The sequence below is a fragment of the Planctomonas sp. JC2975 genome (assembly GCF_012985205.1).
Taxonomy (GTDB): domain Bacteria; phylum Actinomycetota; class Actinomycetes; order Actinomycetales; family Microbacteriaceae; genus Humibacter.
The window spans coordinates 830,207-849,768 of record NZ_JABEKS010000001.1; the positions used below are offsets into that span (position 1 = coordinate 830,207).

Annotated in this window: 17 protein-coding genes and 1 tRNA gene; 7 read left to right on the top strand and 11 right to left on the bottom strand. The window is 68.2% G+C overall.

Annotated elements, in window-relative coordinates:
* Positions 1-40: 40 nt before the first annotated feature.
* A complete protein-coding gene (locus HII28_RS03870) occupies positions 41-856 on the bottom strand; it encodes a protein phosphatase 2C domain-containing protein (protein ID WP_170024205.1) in 816 nt (271 codons plus the stop codon).
* The gene (locus HII28_RS03875; protein ID WP_170024206.1) at positions 822-1,880 is read right to left on the bottom strand and encodes a TerC family protein; all 1,059 of its coding nucleotides are present in this window, start codon (positions 1,878-1,880) and stop codon (positions 822-824) included. Before HII28_RS03875 ends, HII28_RS03870 begins: the two co-directional genes overlap by 35 nt.
* Positions 1,881-2,138: 258 nt before the next feature.
* Between HII28_RS03875 and HII28_RS03880 the strand changes: the two genes are divergently transcribed.
* The 3 genes from HII28_RS03880 to HII28_RS03890 all read left to right on the top strand — a co-directional run bounded on the left by HII28_RS03880 (position 2,139) and on the right by HII28_RS03890 (position 5,862).
* A complete protein-coding gene (locus HII28_RS03880) occupies positions 2,139-3,572 on the top strand; it encodes a lipase maturation factor family protein (RefSeq protein ID WP_170024207.1) in 1,434 nt (477 codons plus the stop codon).
* A 46-nt stretch (positions 3,573-3,618) separates the two neighbouring features.
* Positions 3,619-4,740 (top strand): epoxide hydrolase, encoded by a 1,122-nt coding sequence (locus HII28_RS03885; RefSeq protein ID WP_170024208.1) that lies wholly within the window; start codon positions 3,619-3,621, stop codon positions 4,738-4,740.
* 132 nt (positions 4,741-4,872) lie between these two features.
* Positions 4,873-5,862 (top strand): DNA topoisomerase IB, encoded by a 990-nt coding sequence (locus HII28_RS03890; RefSeq protein WP_205864555.1) that lies wholly within the window; start codon positions 4,873-4,875, stop codon positions 5,860-5,862.
* A 4-nt stretch (positions 5,863-5,866) separates the two neighbouring features.
* Here the strand turns inward: HII28_RS03890 and HII28_RS03895 are convergent, their stop codons facing one another.
* From HII28_RS03895 to HII28_RS03915, 5 genes are all read right to left on the bottom strand, one after another.
* The gene (locus HII28_RS03895; protein ID WP_240977231.1) at positions 5,867-6,331 is read right to left on the bottom strand and encodes an FHA domain-containing protein; all 465 of its coding nucleotides are present in this window, start codon (positions 6,329-6,331) and stop codon (positions 5,867-5,869) included.
* Positions 6,332-6,526: 195 nt separating this feature from the next.
* Positions 6,527-6,733 (bottom strand): DUF2188 domain-containing protein, encoded by a 207-nt coding sequence (locus tag HII28_RS03900; RefSeq protein WP_170024210.1) that lies wholly within the window; start codon positions 6,731-6,733, stop codon positions 6,527-6,529.
* Positions 6,734-7,115: 382 nt separating this feature from the next.
* Positions 7,116-7,188 (bottom strand) — tRNA-Glu (locus HII28_RS03905).
* 92 nt (positions 7,189-7,280) lie between these two features.
* Entirely contained in the window at positions 7,281-8,219 is a 939-nt protein-coding gene (locus tag HII28_RS03910; RefSeq protein WP_170024211.1) for a YegS/Rv2252/BmrU family lipid kinase, read from the bottom strand.
* Positions 8,220-8,337: 118 nt separating this feature from the next.
* Positions 8,338-10,584 (bottom strand): heavy metal translocating P-type ATPase, encoded by a 2,247-nt coding sequence (locus HII28_RS03915; protein ID WP_170024212.1) that lies wholly within the window; start codon positions 10,582-10,584, stop codon positions 8,338-8,340.
* A 108-nt stretch (positions 10,585-10,692) separates the two neighbouring features.
* Between HII28_RS03915 and HII28_RS03920 the strand changes: the two genes are divergently transcribed.
* Positions 10,693-11,331, top strand: coding sequence for an MBL fold metallo-hydrolase (locus HII28_RS03920; RefSeq protein WP_170024213.1), 639 nt, complete (start codon positions 10,693-10,695; stop codon positions 11,329-11,331).
* Positions 11,332-11,736: 405 nt separating this feature from the next.
* Here HII28_RS03920 and HII28_RS03925 read toward each other — a convergent pair whose 3' ends face one another.
* From HII28_RS03925 to HII28_RS03935, 3 genes are all read right to left on the bottom strand, one after another.
* A complete protein-coding gene (locus tag HII28_RS03925) occupies positions 11,737-11,931 on the bottom strand; it encodes a hypothetical protein (RefSeq protein ID WP_170025944.1) in 195 nt (64 codons plus the stop codon).
* 137 nt (positions 11,932-12,068) lie between these two features.
* Positions 12,069-13,838 carry a glycoside hydrolase family 3 N-terminal domain-containing protein gene (locus HII28_RS03930; protein WP_170024214.1) on the bottom strand — a complete coding sequence of 590 codons (1,770 nt, stop codon included), beginning with the start codon at positions 13,836-13,838 and terminating at the stop codon, positions 12,069-12,071.
* Between the two features lie 114 nt (positions 13,839-13,952).
* Positions 13,953-15,254 carry an MFS transporter gene (locus HII28_RS03935; RefSeq protein WP_170024215.1) on the bottom strand — a complete coding sequence of 434 codons (1,302 nt, stop codon included), beginning with the start codon at positions 15,252-15,254 and terminating at the stop codon, positions 13,953-13,955.
* A 186-nt stretch (positions 15,255-15,440) separates the two neighbouring features.
* Here HII28_RS03935 and HII28_RS03940 point away from each other — a divergent pair, with 186 nt between their 5' ends.
* Positions 15,441-16,076, top strand: coding sequence for a TetR/AcrR family transcriptional regulator (locus HII28_RS03940; protein WP_170024216.1), 636 nt, complete (start codon positions 15,441-15,443; stop codon positions 16,074-16,076).
* Positions 16,077-16,128: 52 nt separating this feature from the next.
* On the opposite strand, the gene HII28_RS03945 is transcribed toward HII28_RS03940, so the two are convergent.
* Complete coding sequence (locus tag HII28_RS03945; RefSeq protein ID WP_170024217.1) at positions 16,129-16,764, bottom strand: histidine phosphatase family protein; 636 nt, start codon at positions 16,762-16,764, stop codon at positions 16,129-16,131.
* Between the two features lie 233 nt (positions 16,765-16,997).
* On the opposite strand from HII28_RS03945, the gene HII28_RS03950 reads away from it, so the two are divergent.
* Together HII28_RS03950 and HII28_RS03955 are read left to right on the top strand one after the other, a co-directional pair.
* A complete protein-coding gene (locus HII28_RS03950) occupies positions 16,998-18,650 on the top strand; it encodes a thiamine pyrophosphate-binding protein (protein ID WP_170024218.1) in 1,653 nt (550 codons plus the stop codon).
* 95 nt (positions 18,651-18,745) lie between these two features.
* A complete protein-coding gene (locus HII28_RS03955) occupies positions 18,746-19,558 on the top strand; it encodes an LLM class flavin-dependent oxidoreductase (protein ID WP_170024219.1) in 813 nt (270 codons plus the stop codon).
* The last annotated feature ends 4 nt before the right edge of the window (positions 19,559-19,562 follow it).

Here is a 19,562-nt window from a genome sequence, read left to right on the forward strand (position 1 = left end):
GGGTGAGGAAAGGGAGTGGTGCGAGTGTTCGGGCACGCGGTCAGAGACGGGGTCGGGTGTCCTCGAGGTACTGCCGGTGGTCAGGTCGTTCCACCGTATCGTGATCGGCCGTCTCGGACGACGGCCAGGACGAGACGACCAGCGCCGTCACGTTGTCGCGTCCGCCGGCGGCGATGGCCGCTTCGGTCAGCACGTCGGCGAGGCGGTGGTCGTGCGGATTCTCGCGCAGGATGGTCGCGATCTCGTCGTCGTCGAGCTCCTTGCTCAAACCGTCGGAGCAGATCAGGAAGGTCTGCTCGCCACCGACGGGCAGCATCCAGACGTCCACATCGATGTCGTCGGCAGCGCCGAGGGCGCGGGTGATGACATTGCGCTCCGGATGCGCGCCGGCGTCCTGCACGCTGAGCACACCCGCGTCGATCAGCTCCTGCACGGCAGAGTGGTCGACGCTCAGCTGCGTGAGGCGTGCGCCGTCCCAGCCGTAGACACGGGAGTCGCCGATGTTGACGATCATCCAGTAGCGCGTGCCGGATCCGCTCCCGTTCACTGCGACGACGCCTGCCAGCGTCGTGCCTGCGACGGCGACCCCTGATGCGTCCTCGGTGGACAGCGCGCGGACCGCGTCGTTGGCCGCGCTGATCGCGTCGAGCACGTCGCCGGGTGAGACGTCCGATCCCTCTGGGATCCGCTCTCCCACGATCCGCACCGCCGTGCTGCTGGCCAGATCCCCGCGGGCGTGACCGCCCATTCCGTCGGCCACCACGAACACCGGATCACGCGCCAGAACAGCGTCCTCGTTGACCGCGCGGACCGCACCGGCGTCAGTGCGGGCGCTCACCGCCAGCGTCAGCTTCACTGATCGCGTTCTCCTGCCTTGTTTCCTGTTCGGCCAGCAGCCTTCCGGCCCGGCGGTCGATCCACATTTTGGTCAGACTTGCCATCGTAGCCACAACCATGGCCGCCGCGATGAATCCGAGCGACGCCCATGTGCCGATTTCGGGTGCCCACGAGACGGGCTCACCGCCGTTGATGAACGGCACCTGGTTCTCGTGCAGCGCGTGCAGCACGAGCTTGACGCCGATGAAGACGAGGATGGCCGCGATCCCGTACTTGAGGTACTGCAGCCGCTGCAGGAGATGGCCGAGCAGGAAGTACAGCTGTCGAAGGCCCATGAGGGCGAACACGTTGGCGGCGAAGACGATGAACGGACTCTGCGTGATGCCGAAAATGGCGGGGATCGAGTCCAGGGCGAAGAGCAGGTCCGTCGTACCCAGCGCCAGGATCACCAACAGCATCGGCGTGAAGAACCGCTTGCCGTCGACGGTGACCCGCAGCTTGCCCTCGTTGAAACGGTCGGAAACCTTCAGGTGCTTGCGGGCGAAGCGCGTGAGCCAGTTGTCCTTCTGGCCCTCGTCGTCGTGGTGGCCGAACGCCTGCGTGTAGGCCGTATAGAGAAGGAACGCTCCGAAGAGGTAGAAGATCCAGCTGAAGTTCTCGATGAGCTGGGCACCGATGACGATGAACACCGCACGCAGGATCAGAGCGATGATGATGCCGGCGAAGAGCGCCTCCTGCTGAAACCGCACGGGCACGGCGAACCGCGTCATGATCACGACGAACACGAACAGGTTGTCGATGCTCAGGCTGTATTCGGTGAGCCAACCGGCCAGGAACTGTCCGGCGTGCTCGCCGTCGCCCATCCAGAACAGGATGCCGGCGAACACCACGGCGAGCAGGGCGTAGCCGCCGACGAACAGCGCAGCCTCGAGCGGCTTCGGCACGTGGGGTCGTTTCACAGCCAGGGTGAGATCGGCGGCGAGGACGACGCACAGCACGACGATGGACGTGATCTCGAACCAGAGCGGGAGTGCGGTCTGCATGGACTGCTTTCGGGAGGTCTCGTCACGATGACGGGTACGCCTCGTGACGAGGGTCTCTCCCGCGCACCGCGACTTCTCGCCTGTGCGCCGCACGACCGGAGCCGAAGCAGAACGGATGTTCGCGGCTCGTGATGACGATCGTGCTGACGGCCGCACTGCGACCGCTGGGATACTCCCCCTCGCGCACTCCAGCTTACCGGCCATGGACCGTGCGGATGCCTTGAGCCCGGCATCCGTCGCTCCTAGCCTTGAACGCAAATGGGCTGGTTCGACGCGACGGAGTACGAACTCGCGAGGCAGGTGCTCGAACGGGGTATCGCCGCGATGTACCTCGTCGCGTTCCTCTCCACCGCCGCCCAGTTCCGCGTGCTGCTGGGTGACCACGGGCTGCAGCCCGCGCCGAGGTTCGTGCGGCGCATGGGCGACCGCCTGTCGCCGACGCTCTTCCGGTGGCGCTATTCCGACCGCCTGCTGATCGCTGTCGCTGCCGCGGGCGCCGTGCTTGCGGCGTCGGTGGTGGCCGGTCTGCCTCAGCTCTTGCCGTCCTGGGCGCCGATGGTCGCCTTCCTGCTGATCTGGCTCGGCTACCTCTCCATCGTCGACGTCGGCCAGACCTTCTACGCGTTCGGCTGGGAGAGCCTGCTCCTGGAGGCGGGGTTCGCTGCGGCCTTCCTCGGGGCGAACGACCAGGCGCCGCCGTGGGTGATGATCGTGTTCGTGCGCTGGCTGGTGTTCCGGCTGGAGTTCGGCGCCGGCATGATCAAGATCCGCGGTGACCGCTCGTGGCGCGACCTCACTGCTCTCTACTACCACCACGAGACGCAGCCGATGCCTGGCCCGCTCAGCTGGTTCTTCCACCACCTCCCGCGCTGGTTCCACCGCATCGAGGTGCTCGGCAACCATTTCGCGCAGCTCGTCGTGCCGTTCTTCCTCTTCGCTCCGCAGCCCGTGGCGAGCGTCGCTGCGGCGATCGTGATCCTGACGCAGCTCTGGCTGGTGGCGTCCGGCAACTTCGCCTGGCTCAACGTGCTGACGATCATCCTCGCGTTCGGAGCGGTCTCCGATCCGGTCGCGCACGCCGTCATCCCTGCGATGCCCGAACACACGGACCACCTGGTCACGCCGACCTGGTTCTTCGTCGTGATCTGCGTGGTCGGCATCCTGCTGCTCTGGCTCAGCTGGTGGCCGCTGAAGAACCTGTTCGCCAGGCGGCAGCTGATGAACGCGAGCTTCAACCGCTGGCACCTCGTGAACGCGTACGGCGCATTCGGATCCGTGACGAAAGAGCGCTACGAGGTGATCGTCGAGGCGACCGACTCGAACGATTGGCACACGGCGGTGTGGCGCGAGTACGAGTTCAAGGGCAAACCAGGCGACCCACGCCACTGGCCGCGCCAGTTCGCGCCGTACCACCTGCGCCTGGACTGGCTGATGTGGTTCCTGGCGCTCGGCTCGCGCGGAGAGGACTGGTTCTATCCGCTGCTGCAGAAGCTGCTCGAGGCGGATCCCGCGACCCTGCGGATGCTCCGCACGGCCCCGTTCGGCGCCGAGCGCCCTGCGATGGTGCGGGCGTCGCTCTATCTGTACCGCTTCTCCACCTGGCAGGAGTTGCGGCGCGACCACGTGTGGTGGGTTCGGGAGCGGATGTCGGACTTCGTGCCGCCGGTCACGCTGTCCGCACCTGACCGCTGACCGATTGGGTCTCCGGACGGGTGTCGGACGTTCGCGTTAGCGTCCGATGATGGAACCGTTCAAGATCGACGTGTCCGTTTCCGAGCTGGACGAACTGCGCGAACGCCTGTCGCGCGCCCGGCTTCTCCCGGACAGCCCGGGCCGGCCGTACGCAGGCATGACGAACGCGTATCTGGCGGACCTCGCCGAATCATGGGCGGACTTCGACTGGCCGGCGAGGCAGGACTGGCTGAACGGGCACCCGCAGTTCGTCGCCCGGATCGACGGAGCACGAGTGCACTTCGTGCACCTGCGGTCGCAGAACCCGCACGCTCCGGCCCTGCTCGTCATGCACGGATGGCCGCACACCTTCGCGATGCAACTCGACTTCGCCGATCTGCTGCCCGACTTCAACGTGGTGGTGCCGAGCCTGCCAGGATTCGGCTTCTCGTCGCCATATGCCTCAGGAGCCATGAACGAGGAACGGCTGGCTGCGACGATGCACACCCTCATGACCGATGTGCTCGGCTACCCGCGCTACCTCACCTATGGCGAAGATGTCACCGCCAACGTGAACGACCTCATCGCGGCGACGCATCCGGATGCTGTGCAGGGGATCCTGGTGACGCACGCGCACTTCCCCACCGCCGAAGAACGCCGGGGCCCGACCGCACCGGACGCCGTGGCGTTCTTCGCCGGTCTCGCCGATCGCCAGGCGTCCATGGGCGGATACGCGCACATCCAGGGCACGCGCCCCGACACGCTCGCCGCCGCACTGAACGACTCGCCGATGGGACTCCTCGCCTGGCTCGTGGAGAAGTTCGTCGAGTGGAGCGACACGCCAGCCGGCGATCCGCGCGAGGTGGAGCGACGACTGTCGCGGGAGCGTCTCCTCACCGAGGCGATGATCTATTGGACCTCGCAGTCGATCGGCACCTCGTTCCGGCCCTATTTCGACGACATGGACGCCGTCATCCCGCCCGTCACGGTTCCGGCGAGCGTGCACATCCAGCGGCACGAGCACGACTACCCCGAGTCGGTCGCGCGGGACTTCTACCGGGATCTGCGCACCTTCGATCGCCTCGAACACGGTGGGCACTTCGCGGTCGCCGAGGTTCCGGCCGACATGGCTGGCCGCGCGAGGGCGTTCGCCCGGGAGCTCGGGCTGGTTCCCCCGGTCGGCGACTGATCGGGACAGCCACCAGCGCCCTCGTGTGCTCGCGCAGGCCGTTTGTCAATCGCTGGGATCCCCGTGGCCGAGCACGCATGATGAAGCCACACGACGAATCGCACGTCGTGCCGGCCTCTCGGGGAGGGATCGATGGGAGCTCGGAGCGACACTCGCGCCGCCGCCGTGGTGAAGCTGCGGGAGAGCGATCCGGACGGCCCCGGCATCAGACGGGTCCGCCGGGGGTCGGGGTTCCGCTATCGATCGGATGCCGGTGGCTCCCTCGATGCCGCGACGCTCCAACGCATCAAGGCGCTGGCCATACCGCCGGCCTGGAGCGACGTCTGGGTCTGCCTCGACGCTCGAGGTCACATCCAGGCGATCGGCGTCGATGCTGCCGGTCGACGGCAGTACATCTACCACGACGACTGGCGACGCATGCGGGACGAGGCGAAGTTCGATCGGATGCTCGAGCTCGCCGAAGCGCTGCCCGGCGCGCGACGGGCGGTCGGCCGGGACCTGCGCCGACCGCGACTCGACAGGCGACGAGCGCTCGGTGCCGCGTTCCGCATGATCGATCGCGCCGCCGTGCGGGTCGGCGGCGAGGAATACCGGCGGCTGTACGGCAGTAGGGGTGTGACGACCCTTCGCTGCCGCGACGTGCTGGTCGAGGACGACACCATCACGCTCGGCTTCCCGTCCAAGAGCGGCCAGCTCTGGGAGTCCTCGTTGCGGGATCGTCTGCTCGCCAGGTACCTGGCCACCGTCATCGGGATGCGCGGACCGTCCTCCCGCGTCGTGTCATGGCGGGACAGTCGCTGGCATCCCGTGACGAGCGCCGAACTCAACGATTACATCCGGGAGCGAACGGGCGTCGACGCGACGGCCAAGGACTTCCGCACTCTCCGCGGGACGATCGTCGCTGCGACCTCTCTGGCCGAATCCGAGCGCGGAGAACTGGTGATGTCGGCCGAAGCCGCCATCCGCGATGCGATGAGCGCCGCTGCCCACGAACTGGGCAACACACCGGCGATAGCCCGCGTCAGCTACGTGGATCCCCGTGTCGTGGATCGCTTCCGGGCCGGCGACACGATCACGCTGCGCGAGCCGGCGGAAAGAGCGGTGCGCAGGCTCCTCCGATGACCGGTTACGAGTGTTGTCCCAGGTCGTAGTCAGGACGGGGCGGCTGACCCTGCTGGACGTCGCCCTCGCCACCCTCTCGGCCTCCGAACGGCCGGCCGTGATCGGCGAACTCCTCGCGCTGGAACACGAAGGTCCACTGGCCGAGCACGAACCGCGCCCCGGTGCGAAGGATCGTCTCGTCGGCGGGCGCGTCCGAGATCTCAGGTGCGACAGTGGTCTCGCCGGCGCCGACCAGGGAGAGCAGGTATTCGTCCCGGTCGTCGTGCCTGATGTGGGCGTGCAGCGCATCGAGACCTTCGAGCCGGAGGTCGCAGTCGGCGGCCGATCCGATCCGAATGCCGTCCTCATCCAGGTCGAACACGAATCGGCGGTCGCCACCCGATACGAGCAGGCGCGGTTCACCGGCTCCCCATCCAGCGTGCGTCGTTCCGATTCCCGTCGACCGGTCGTTCGGCTGTGCAGTGGACATTCGCTCCCCCATCGTGTTCGCCGCCCCTCGCCCGACGACAGGAACCCGCGAGACCAGTTCCGAGGCGTCGCTCGAGGACGGCGGAGAAGACGCTACCGACATCGCTACGCCGAGGTGCAGCGGTTGACTTTCAACGCCTCCAGTGCCTGCGCGGGGCAGTCCATCTCGCCGTCGGAGTCCGCGGGCGATTGGGAATCAGGATCGTGGTCGTTGCCGTTCATGCTCCACGACGGCTCTTTCGTCCCGGATGACATGGTGCCCGCCCCAGCGGCGCGACTCGGTCAATCCGGCCGCCTCGGCATCCGCTCGCGTGGGGAAGGGACCTACGGCGAACACCTCGCCCTCGACCTTGTTGAACCACTTACCGGCACGGTGGAACGTCTCGACATCTCCGGCAGGCATGACGCACGGCCTCCTTCGCGTTGCTTATGTCCCGTACTACGCCGATTCGTCCTGGCCGTGAGGGGTTGCATCCTCAGGAAAAGACCGCACAGGTACGTTCGTGGATCATCCGGCTGGACGTCTTCCGGCCGACGCGCCCGTTCTCGTCAGGGCTGCTCGCATCGGGTCGAGCACGTCCAGGACACGCAACGTCGTCAGCTGCTCGATGTCGTGTGCCAGAGCTGTGGCGGTGGAAAACGACCAGCCATGCGGTGACGCGTGGCTCGGATGCTCCCCGGCAGCTGCGGCAGCCACTGTGTCATCCGCCGGACCGCCGTTGCGCACCTTGGAAACGCACGAAGCCCGGATCCCTTCCGAAGAAGAGAACCGGGCTTCTTGTGTGTGACCCCAGCGGGATTTGAACCCGCGTTACCGCCGTGAGAGGGCGACGTCCTAGGCCGCTAAACGATGGGGCCGGTCTTGTTGACCCGAAAAAGGCAACTCATCGAGTATGCCACACGATGGCTGGCCGCCCCAAATCGGGCGACCACACTGCGCGGCACCGCCGTCACGCGTACACGAGCAGCGCACCGGGGGCGACGGAGACCTCCACCGGGAGGGGTCCGATCCGCTCTCCGTCTGCGTAGGCGACCACGCCATCGGCCTCGAGCGAGACCGCTCGCGCCCGCGAGATGTGCACCTCGGGCAGCGTGGTGTGCTCACCGCGGAAGACCTTGGGGAACACGCGGAGCAGGCGGAGTTTGGGCATCCTGTCGACGATGAAGAGGTCGAGCAGGCCGTCGTCGAGCTCGGCGTCTGGCGTGATGCGCATGCCGCCCCCGATCGAGCGTCCGTTCGCAACGGAGATGAGCATCGCTTCCGTGGACGCGGCGACGCCGTCGACCGAAGTCCTGTAACGCACCGGACGGAAGGACAGCAGCTCGAGCACCATGGCCACCGTGTAACGCTGGGAGCCCTTCGGCCAGGTCATCCGATTGGCGCGGTCGTTGACGCGGGCGTCGAATCCCGCGGAGACCACCCCGCCGAACCAGGTCGTCAACTCGCCCTGACGCACCTGCCCGAGGTCGATGCGGCGGGGTCCGCGCAGCAGGGCGGCGTGCAGGGCGGTGATCGAGGCATCCGTGTCGTCGATGGGCAGTCCGAGCGTGCGGGCCATGTCATTGCCCGTGCCGCTCGCGACGATGCCGAGTGCCACCTCGGTTTGCGCAACGATGTTCACCCCGAGGCTGACCATGCCGTCGCCGCCGACCACGACGAGCACGTCGACTCCCCCCGCTTCGACGACCTTCGCCGTCTCGCGGCGGAGCAGCTCGTAGTTGGGCTGCGTCAGCACGATGACGTCGTGTCCTGACGCCTGCAGTGCGTTCACCACGGCCGGCCCGGCTCCGCGACGGCGACCGAACGCGGCCTGCGGGTTGACGGCCACCGCGATGCGCAGCACGGCGGGAGCCCCCTCCGGGACGTCAGTGCCCCGCGCGCTGCTCATGGTGACGATTATGACGGAACGGGGACCGCCCGCCGACCGGGGCTGGTCGGCGGGCGGGACGAGGTCGATGGGCTGCCTGGCATCGGTGACGCAAGGGGACGACCACCGCCGACGGGTGTCAGCCCAGCCGGACCCTGCGCAGCAACTGGGCGTTGATGGCGACCACGATGGTCGAGACGCTCATCAGTACGGCCCCGAGCGCCGGGGAGACGACCACGCCGAACGGCTCGAGCACGCCGGCAGCGAGCGGAATGGCCACGATGTTGTATCCCGCGGCCCACCACAGGTTCTGGGTCATCTTGCGGTAGGTGCTCGCGGAAAGGGCGACCGTCATCGGAACGCCGCGCGGGTCGCTGGACGCCAGCACGATGCCTGCGGACTCGATGGCCACATCGGTGCCGGCTCCGATCGCCACGCCGACGTCGGCCTGTGCCAGCGCCGGGGCGTCGTTCACGCCGTCGCCGACCATCATGACGCGCGAACCATCTTTCTGGAGCGACGAGACGGCCGCCGCCTTCTGGTCGGGCAGCACCTCCGCGATCACTTCGTCGATGCCGAGATCGGCGGCCACGGCATCGGCGACAGCACGCGAATCCCCCGTCAGCATGGCGACGCGCACACCCCGTCGCTTCAGTGCCGCGACGGCATCACGGGACTGGGGTCGCACGACATCCGCCACGGCGACGAGGCCGACGACCTCTTCACCGTTCGCGCCATCCGTGATGACGAACACCACGGTGTTGCCGGCGTGCTGCGCCCGCTCGGACGGCTCAGCCATTACCCCTGGCAGCTGCAGCCCACGCTCGGCCACCACGCGAGACGACCCGACGGTGACCCGGGTGGATCCGACGGTCCCGGTGACCCCGCGGCCGCGCAGGGCCTCGAAGTCGGCGGCCGCTTCAACGGCGAGACCGCGTTCGCGTGCCGCCGCCACAACGGCCATGCCGATCGGATGCTCCGCATCCGCCTCCACTGCAGCCGCGAGACCGAGAACGGTCGCCTCATCCACGCCGTCGGCCGTTCCGACCAGGACGACGCCCTGCCGCCCCTCCGTCAGGGTGCCGGTCTTGTCGAAGAGCACGACATGTGTGAGCCGTGCATCCTCCAGCGCGGCACGGCTGCGCACGAGGATGCCGTTCTTCGCGCCAAGGGACGTGGCGATCTGCGCCACCAGCGGGATCGCGAGACCCAGCGCGTGCGGGCACGCGATCACGAGCACCGTCACGACACGCTCGAGCACGAAGTTCGGATCGTCACCGCGCAGGAACAGCCACACCACGAGGGTCACCGCCGCCGACGCGAGTGCTGCGTAGAACAGCCAGCCGGCGGCGCGATCGGCGAGCAGTTGTGCGCCGGACTTGCTGGCCTGTGCTTGCGCGACCAGACGCATGATGCCCGCGAGCGCCGAGTCGTCCTGCTCCTTCGTCATCTCGACGGTGAGCGAGCCGGCGCCGTTCGTGCTTCCGGCGACGACGGATGCCCCCGCCTCCTTCACGACGGCCGCCGACTCCCCGGTCAGCAGCGACTCGTCCACGTCGGATCTTCCACCGACGACGACGCCGTCCACCGGGATGCTCGCCCCCGGACGCACGAGAACCCTGTCGCCCACCCGCAGTTCGGCGATCGCGACGGAGCGAGTGCCAGAGGCGCCGCCGATCTCGTCGCCGCCGACGGCCTCCGCTGTGTCGGGCAGCAGCGTCGCGAGCTCGCCGAGCGCGTTCTGCGCACCCATCACGGCCGACATCTCGATCCAGTGCCCGAGCAGCATGATCGTGATCAGGGTGGCGAGCTCCCACCAGAAGTCCATTCCGTGGAGCCCGAATGTGACGGCGAGGCTGTATCCGAGCGCCACGACGATGGCCAGGGCGATCAGGGTCATCATGCCCGGCTTGCGGGATCGGAGCTCGGCGACCGCGCCCCTCAGGAAGACGAGGCCGCCGTAGACGAACACCGCGACCCCGAAAACGGCCGGGATGAACTGGCTCCCCGGGAATCGAGGGCTCGAGAGCCCGAGGATGTCCTGCAGTCCCGTGGAGAACACCATCGTCGGAACCGTGAGCACCAGGCTCCACCAGAACTTGCGGCGGAACTGGGCGGGATCGTGAGCGCTGTGCTCGTGAGCGCTGTGCTTGTGCGCGCTGTGATCATGGGCATCGTGGTCGTGCTCGCCGTGGTCTCCGTGCCCGGCGTGGGCTGTCTCCCCCTGCGTGCCGCCATGATGCTCGTGGTGCGCCGGATGGTCGTTGCCGTCCCGTTCGTTCCCGTGGCGGTCGTGAGCACCGTACGCCGGTCCGCCACTGTGGTTCGGTGCGTGATCGTGCTGTGCGTGGACACCGGTCGCGGTGTCGTCGGTGTGCTCGTCCATCGTCCTCATTCTAATACCCCCAGGGGGTATCAACGCCAGGGGTCCGACACTATTCCGCCCGACATCCCCTCGCGCGCAGGCATGTTGCACACGCGCCAGAATGGAGCCATGAAACTCACCAAGCTCGAGCACGCAGCGCTGATCGTGGAGTCCGAGGGACAGAAGCTGTTCATCGACCCGGGATCGTTCTCCACCCCCATCACCGACGCGACCGACACGGTTGCCGTGGTCATCACGCACGAGCACGCCGACCACTGGACGCCCGAGCAGCTGAACCGCATCCTCGAGACCAGTCCGGATGCCACCATCTACGGCCCGGAGGGCGTGGCGGCAGCAGCATCCGACTTCAAGGTCACCACGGTGCACGCCGGCGACACGGTGGAAGCCGGACCCTTCACGCTGCGCTTCTTCGGCGGCAAGCACGCCGTCATCCACTCATCGATCCCGATCGTCGACAACGTCGGCGTCGTCGTCAACGACGCGCTGGTGTACCCGGGTGACTCGTTCGCCGCGCCGGACCTCTCCGAGATCAACGTGCTCGCGGTGCCGTCATCGGCGCCATGGCTGAAGGCATCGGAGTTCATCGACTACGTGCTCGGCCTCAAGCCGCGCCACGCGTTCGCGACCCACGAGATGGTCAGCTCGGTCGTCGGCAAGCAGATGGCCAACGGCCGCATCCAATGGGCGGTCGAGCAGGGCGGCGGACGCTACCTCGACCTGCAGCCCGGCGACACGTACGACATCTGAGCTGTTTGGTGCGCGGGCACCCCAACCCGCGCACCGCAGTCGGCTCCCCGAGACACCCGCGTCCGGCCGGCGACGGCACAGCCGCCGCCTCCAGGAGCGGCCCACCTCCACCCGTGAGCGCGGGCACCCCAACCCGCGCACCGCAGTCGGCTCCCCGAGACACCCGCGTCCGGCGACGGCACAGCCGCCGCCTCCAGGAGCGGCCCACCTCCACCCGTGAGCGCGGGCACCCCAACCCGCGCACCGCAGTCGGCTCCCCGAGACACCCGCGTCCGGCGACGGCACAGCCGCCGATACGGGTGAGCCCACCTCCGACGTGGTCGTGCGCGCAGGTCGAACATGCGTGATCGCGCTCCGTCGAACGGGAACGTTCGGTTTGCTTGTCCTGTCTTGGGGCCAGCCGCGTCAGCGAGGTCGACGGCGGCTGAGCACGACGGCGACGATGATCAGCACTACTCCGACTGCAAGAACGATGGGGCCAACAATCGCCCAGATCGTCGATCCGCTCATCGCCGATCCGCCCAGCACGTTCAGGCCTTGCAGCATCCACACCAGCCCGACGATTCCGACGATCACGCCGACGACGAGCAACGGCCACATCCGCTTCACGGGGTCACCATACGCCGCGTGCCCCGGCCCGGACCTGCACCGCCAGGACGACAGAGGGTGCGGGCGGATCGGACCGCGCGCACCCTCCGTGCCATGGCCGACCGGATCACCGTCCGGTCCTCGATGGATCAGTACCGCAAGCCGTGCCCGAAGCGGAACGTCGGGTTCTCGGTGTCGAATGGCACGTCGGAACGGCTGGCGAGCACCGCATCCATCGACCTGGGCAGATCGAACGGCAGAGAGCCCAGCGGCGAGCGCCGGCCGAACAACACACGGAGCACCGCCTCGTCGCTCGCGCCGTAGTCGGCGAGGACCGCGCGGGCCGACTCCTCGAGGCCGCCGAGAACGGCCGGACGGTCGAGGTAGACGTCGATCACGGTCGGCACGGAGTTCGCGATGGCCATGAGACGGTCGTGCTCCTCCGGCGCGAACTCCAGCGACCCCGAGTGGAACAGATCGGAGAAGCCGCCCTTGCCGCTCGGCTCGAAGGGAGCCTTGACGCGCAGGATGGCGACATCCGCGTCGTCCGGCGTCTCGACGAGAGTCGCATAGCCCGCGAGCACCGCAGCATCGACGCCCTCGGCGTACACCTTGAGGTCGCGGCCGAGCGGCAGCATGGAGTCGGTGTTCGTGAGGAGCGTGAGCGAGTCGCTCTGCGCATCCAGCCCCTCGGTGACGAAGTCGGAGCGACCGACGACGGCCTCCGCACGGTCCTCGTCGACGAACGGCTCGTCGAACAGGCCGAGCACGAACTTCTCGCGAAGCAGTCGGCGCACAGACACATCAAGGCGGTCCTCCGACACGCGACCCTCGGCGACGAGATCGAGGAGCACGTCGGTGCAGAGCTCGCCGCCGAACTGGTCGATGCCGGCATCCAGCGCCTTGAGCATGCGCTCCGGACGGCTGAGCTGCTCCACACCCCAAGCCCTCGCAGGCATGTCCGCTCCGAAGATCTTCACGTCGGTGAGCAGACCCCAGTCGGTGCAGACGATGCCGTCGAAGCCGAGCTCGTCGCGGAGCAGGTCGGTGAGGACGCCCTTGTTGAAGCCGAACCCGACCTCCTCCCAGTCCGTGCCGACCGGCATGCCGTAGTACGGCATCATCTGCGTCGCACCGGCTCCGATCGCCGCGATGAACGGCTTCAGGTGATACTCCCTGGCGTCGCCGGGGTAGACCTGCTCGCGTCCCCAGGCGAAGTGCGGGTCCTCGCCGTCCTTCTGAGGTCCCCCGCCGGGGAAGTGCTTGACCATCGTCGCGACCGACTCCGAGCCGAGCGCTTCGCCCTGGAAACCGCGGATGTAGCCCACGACGAGCCTCGACGTGAGGTCGGCGTCCTCGCCAAACGTGCCGGCGATGCGCGACCAGCGCGGCTCCGTGGCGAGGTCGATCTGCGGATGCAGCGCCACCCGCAGCCCGACGGCCAGATACTCCTGCCGCGCGACCTCCGCGAAACGCTCGAGACGCTCGGGCGAGCCGATCGCCGCGAATCCCAGGGTCTCCGGCCACTGCGAGAAGGGGCCGGACATCATCGACGTCAGGGGGTTGTCACTGAACGCGTGACGCGGATCGGTCGAGAAGGTGATCGGGATGCCGAGCGGCGAGTCGAGCGCGACCCGCTGCACCGCGTTGTGCCACGCGGCGAACTCTCGTCCCCCAGGCGCCGCGCCGAGCAGATTGAAGTGGTTCATGCGCCGGTTGCGCACCATGGCCAGTGCCGACGGGAGCCCGAACGTCGGGTTGCCGACGGCCGGATCGCCGAACGACACCATGGTGTGGAACAGCATGCCCGCCTTGTCGGCGGCATCCATGCGCGCCAGAAGGTCGTTCACCCGCTGGTCGACGGTGAGCGCGGCGTCCTGGTAGGGGAAGCGCACATCGCGCAGGGTTTCGTTGGTCATTGCATTCCTTCTGTGTGTTGCGCCGGCCGTTGCGCCGACGATACGAGCCTTCGCCGAGAGGGCGACGAGCGGAGGCCGCAGGCGGCGGGCAGGGGCCCGTCGCCTGCGGGACGCCTACTTGCTGGACTTGATGAACCAGACGCAGAACGCACCGAGCACGCTCAGCACGATGCCGACCGGGAACAGCCCGCCGTATCCGAAGGTCAGTGCGATCGCACCGCCGACGGCCGGCGCGACCGTCTGCGGAAGCGTGGCCGCGATGTTCACGACGCCGAGGTCCTTCGCGAAGGACTTCGCAGACGGAAGCACCTGCGTCATCAACGCCTGGTCGACTGCCCCGAACATGCCGAAGCCGACACCGAGCACGAAGGTCATGATCATCCAGGAGGTGAGGGTCGGCCACGCCCACGGCAGCACGAGCGCCAGAGCCATCACGATCGAGGACGCGAACACGAACGGCTTGCGACGGCCGAGCTTGTCGGAAATGGGACCCGAGATCACCATCATCGGCACCATTCCGGCGATGCTGATCAATCCGAGAACGGGGATGACCGCTGCCGGCGTCTTCACATGCAGGTAGTTCTGCAGGATGTAGAGCTGGAACTGGGTCACGGCGAAGTACCCCGTGTACAGGAGCAGACGCCCTGTGAAGGCCCAGAAGAAGTCGGGGTGCTTGATCGGGTTGACCCAGAACGTCTTGACGAAGTCCATGAACTTAAACGGTTCCGGCGTGATGTTCGTGCTCGAGTAGTCCGGGTTGAACACGCAGAACAGCGTGAGCATCAGGATCGAGAACACCGCGAAGAAGATGTATCCGACGGCGATGCTGTTGAAGAAGACGGACCCGATGATCTGGCCGCCGAGCGCGCCGACCATCGTGCCGACTCCGACCAGCGCGGAGAACGTTCCGCGTCGCTTCAACGGAACACGGTCGGGCATCACGGCGCTCAGCGGACCCTGCGCGAAGTTGAAGCTGATCTGCACCAGCGGCCAGACGATCGCGACGGCCCAGATCGAGTGCGAGAAGGCGAGTCCCACGAGCGAGAGAGCGCCGGCCAGCCCGCCGATGATGATCCAGGGCGCGCGCCGACCGAACCGCGACCGGGTGCGGTCCGAGATCTGACCCGCCACCGGCTGCGCGACGAGCGCCGCGAACGCGCCGATCGTGGCGATGATGGTCAGGTTCGCCAGTCCCTGCGCCTTGTCGATGAGCTGCACCTGCTGCGGCAGCAGGATGCTCGGCACCGATCCCCACACGATGAAGATGCCGAGATTGGCGGGAACGCTCCACCAGAGCAGACGCCGGACGCCCTTGATCGGTGTGGGCGGGTCGTCCTCACCGGTAGCGGTGGCGATGAATGTGGTCTCGGTGATCGGAGCTGCTTCGGCCGCGGCCGGTTGTGACGACATTGTCATGGCGGGTCCTCGAGGTTTCGGGTTCACGATTTCGACTCCGCCCGGCATGCACGTCGGCGAGCGGATACGGAACGCTAACACAGCAAACCGGCAGAAGTGCCGGTTTTGTCACGAAAATCTGCAAATGTGCCGCTTTTCGGCTCCCGAGGCAGGGAAGATCCCGTGCTGACGGGCACAATGGTGGGGATGTCAACGATGGAACAGGGCTACGCGAGCGGTCGCGCACGCCGCGAACGGATCATCCAGGTGGCCACCGAGCTCTTCGGACGCGTGGGATTCAACGGCGCCACGATGCTGGAGATCGCGGCCGAGTGCGGCATCTCGCGCGCCGGGCTCTCGCACCACTTCCCCACCAAGGAGTCGCTCCTGGAGGCGGTGCTGGAGGAACGCGACCGCGAGGACCGCGAGCGCTTCAGGCGCAACGGATCCGGTGGTGCCGACGGCCTCGGCATCCTGCGCGGCATGGTCGCCCTTGCCTCGCACAACACGGCCGTTCCGGGGCTCATCGGGCTGTACGCCGTGCTCTCGGCCGAGGCGGGTGAGGCATCGCATCCTGCGCACCAGTACTTCATCGATCGTTACGAACGCATCCGGTCCGGCACTGCCAGAGCACTCCGGCGAGCGCAGGATGCCGGGCACCTCCTCGACGACGTCGACGTCGACGCGACGGCCATCGAGCTCACCGCGCTCATGGACGGCCTGCAGGTGCAGTGGTTGCTCGACCCGGACTCGGTCGACATGCCGGCGGTCGTGCAGCGACGTATCGAAGAAGTGCTCGTTGCGCCGCTGTTCGCAGAGGACGACGAGCCCGCGATCGTCTGAAGCGTTCAACGCGGCCGGTCGAGCCCGTCGACCCTGGGGCGCCGGTCAGGGATCAGGTGAAGTCGATTCGCGGATCCGGCGGGCAGTTCCAGCGCAGGATCGCCTGCCGCTCGTGCTCGTAGCCGAGCTCACACACGCTTCCGGTGCTGAGCCGCAGCACCGCCCCGGCCGGAATCGGAAGCTCGGCCCACGTGACGGCGAGCATCCGCAGGAAGTGTCCGTGCGAGACCAGCAGCACGTCCTCGCCGTCTTTGAGGCTGTCGGTGCACTTGTCGATCACGCGCTGGGCGCGAGCCTGCACTTCCGCTGCCGACTCACCAGGGGTCTCCCCCGGGACGACGCCGTCGGTCCACAGATCCCACGGTGCGCCGTCGCGCGACTGGATGATCTGCGCCGTCGTCACGCCCTCGTACGCGCCGTAGTCCCATTCGACGAGGTCGTCGTCGATGGTGGGATGCGCGTAGCCAGCCAGCGCAGACGTGCGGCGGGAACGCATCCGCGGGCTGCACAGCACCATCGCGAAGTGGTGGCCCCGCAGCATGGACCCCTGGTCGCGCGCCTGCTGCTCGCCGAGTTCGGTGAGCGTGAGATCCGTCACGCTCGTATGCCGTCCAACGCGGCTCCACGGGGTCTCCCCGTGACGGATCAGCACCAGCTTCCCCGCGCGATCGGTTTCGCCGTCCGACATTCACCCTCCAGGCTCGTACCCCGCGTCACAGCCTGACAGATGCGGCGCGACGGAACCATCATCCGCACGTGAGAGTTCCCATCGCAGCTATCATCGGCATGTCCGGCAGGCGCAGTGCACACGACACGACCGCACAGCCGGTGTCCGCAAAAGGGGCACGCAGCCACCGCATCGATCCGGCGGGCGAGACACATACGGCATCTGAAGTCCGTTCCGTCTCGAAAGGCATCGCCATGTCCACCGTGTCCGCCCACGTCGCCGTCACACTCGCCACTCAGCTCGACCACGTGTTCGGGGTGATGGGCAACGGCAACGCGTACTTCCTCGATGCGCTGGAGCGCGAGACGTCTGCCACCTACACGGCCGTGCGGCACGAGGCCGGAGCCGTCGTGGCAGCGGATGCGCACTTCCGCGCCTCCGGCCGCATCGCAGCCGGCACCGCCACGTACGGCGCCGGGTTCACGAACACGCTGACGGCGCTCGCGGAGGCAGTGCAGGCGCGCATCCCGCTGATCCTCGTCGTCGGGGACGAGCCGACATCAGGACCACGACCGTGGGATGTGGACCAGATCGCGTTGGCCGCGGCCGTCGGCGCTCGCACGTACACGGTCGGCCGTGCCGATGCTGCCGCCACGACGGTGATCGCCGTCGAGCACGCACTGGCGTACAGCGTGCCGACGGTGCTGGCCATCCCGTACGACGTCGCCCGTCTCGACGCCGGCCCCGTGCCGGCAGCTCCGACACCGCGGATGCCGCAACCGCTCGCACCGGACGACGCGTTCGCGACGGCCCGGCTCGATCGCCTGGCCCGTTCGCTCGCGGGGGCGAAGCGTCCGTTCCTGCTGGCGGGACGCGGCGCCTGGCTCGCCGGTGCCGGATCCGCGCTGGGCGCGCTGGCGGATGCGACGAGCGCCGTCACGGCATCAACAGCCCTCGGGCGCGGTGTCTTCCCGGACGCGCGCTACGACCTCGGCGTGACGGGCGGCTTCGGCGCGGACGGCGCGATGGAGCTGGTGCGCGAGGCGGATGTCGCCGTGGTGTTCGGCGCATCCCTCAACGCCTTCACCATGCGCTTCGGCAACCTCTTCGCTCCAGGCACCGAGGTGGTCCAGGTCGACATCGCACCGGCCGCAACGCATCCGCACGTGGGCGGGTTCCTGCGAGGAGACGCCCGCATCGTCGCCGAGCGCCTCGTCGAGGCGCTCAGCGGGCTCGGTGCAGCGCCGAGCGGATGGCGGGAGTCCATCGACCTTCCCGCGCTGACCCTTCGACCCGCAGGCGACGGCGTCTGCGCCGACGGGCGACTCGACCCGCGCTCGGTGGCATCGCGCATCGCGGAACTGCTCCCGGAGGATCGCGTCGTCGTCTCCGACGGGGGCCACTTCATCGGATGGGCGAACATGTACTGGCCAGTCGCCTCGCCCGACCGCATGATCATGGTCGGCACGGCATACCAGTCGATCGGGCTCGGGATGCCGCAGGTGGCGGGCGCCGCGCTCGCCCGGCCCGACTCCACCGTCGTGCTCACCACGGGAGACGGCGGCGGCCTGATGTCGCTCGCGGACCTGGAGACCGCGGTGCGCGTGGCGGGCGGACGCGGCGTGGCCGTGGTCTGGAACGACGCCGCGTACGGCGCAGAGGTGAACCTCTACGGTCTGAGGGGTCTTGCCAGGGAGCCGATGCTCATTCCGCAGGTCGACTTCGCCGCCCTGGCGCGCGCGGTCGGCGCTGAGGGCATCGTGGTCGAGTCGCTCGACGACCTGGACCGGCTCGGCACGTGGGCGGCGACGCCGGCATCCGAACGCCCGTTCCTGCTGCTGGACTGCCGCGTCTCGCCGGACGTCATCTCGCCGTACCAGGCGGAGGTCATCCGCGCGAACGCATGACCCGGATCCGTGGCACCCTTCGTGCACGTCGAGGGGTATGCCATCCACTCCACGCGGAGGATGCGCCGCTCCCGCCGGGGTCGGATGCTGGATCCATGACCACACGAGACTTCCGGTTCGGCTCCGTCCTCGGCGGCCAGGGCACCGCTGCACGATGGGCGGAGATCGCGCGGACGCGCGAAGAGGCGGGATACGCCGCAGTGCTCGTCCCCGACACGCTGGCGACACCGTCGCCGTTCCTCGCACTGGCGGCCGCGGCATCCGCGACCACGAGCATCCGCCTCGGCACGTGGGTGCTCTCGGCTCCGCTGCGCAGACCGGCGGAGGTCGTGCGCGAGGCGTCGACCCTGCAACAGCTCTCCGACGGCCGGCTCGAGCTCGGGGTCGGAGCGGGGCGACCCGGCGGCGAGTACGACGCCGCCGCCCTCGGTGCGACCTGGGGTGGGGCCGGGGAACGCGTCAGCCAGGTCGAGGCCACCCTGGAGGCCGTGCGCGATGGGGTCTCCCCCGCTCCGTCGATCGTGGTCGCCGCGCATGGAGAGCGGATGCTCCGCCTCGCCGGCCGCTTCGCCGGCACCGTCGCGCTTCCGGCACCGCCAACGGCCGACCTGATCGAGATCGCCGAACTCGCGAAGCGAGCCAGATCCATCGGCGGGGGGCGTCTCGAGCTCGCGCTGCAGATCACCGGAGTCGGCGACGACATCCCGGACTGGCTCACCCAACGGCTCGGGCTGACCACCCAGGGATTGCGCGACCGCGGCGTGCCGACGCTGCTCTCCGGCGACGTCGACACCGATCTCGAACAGCTGGAAGCGCTTCGTGCGACAACCGGTATCTCGTACCTCACGGTGACTGACGAGTACGCCGATCGCCTCGCTCCGCTCGTGGGTCGCGCATCCGGCCGGTGACCGC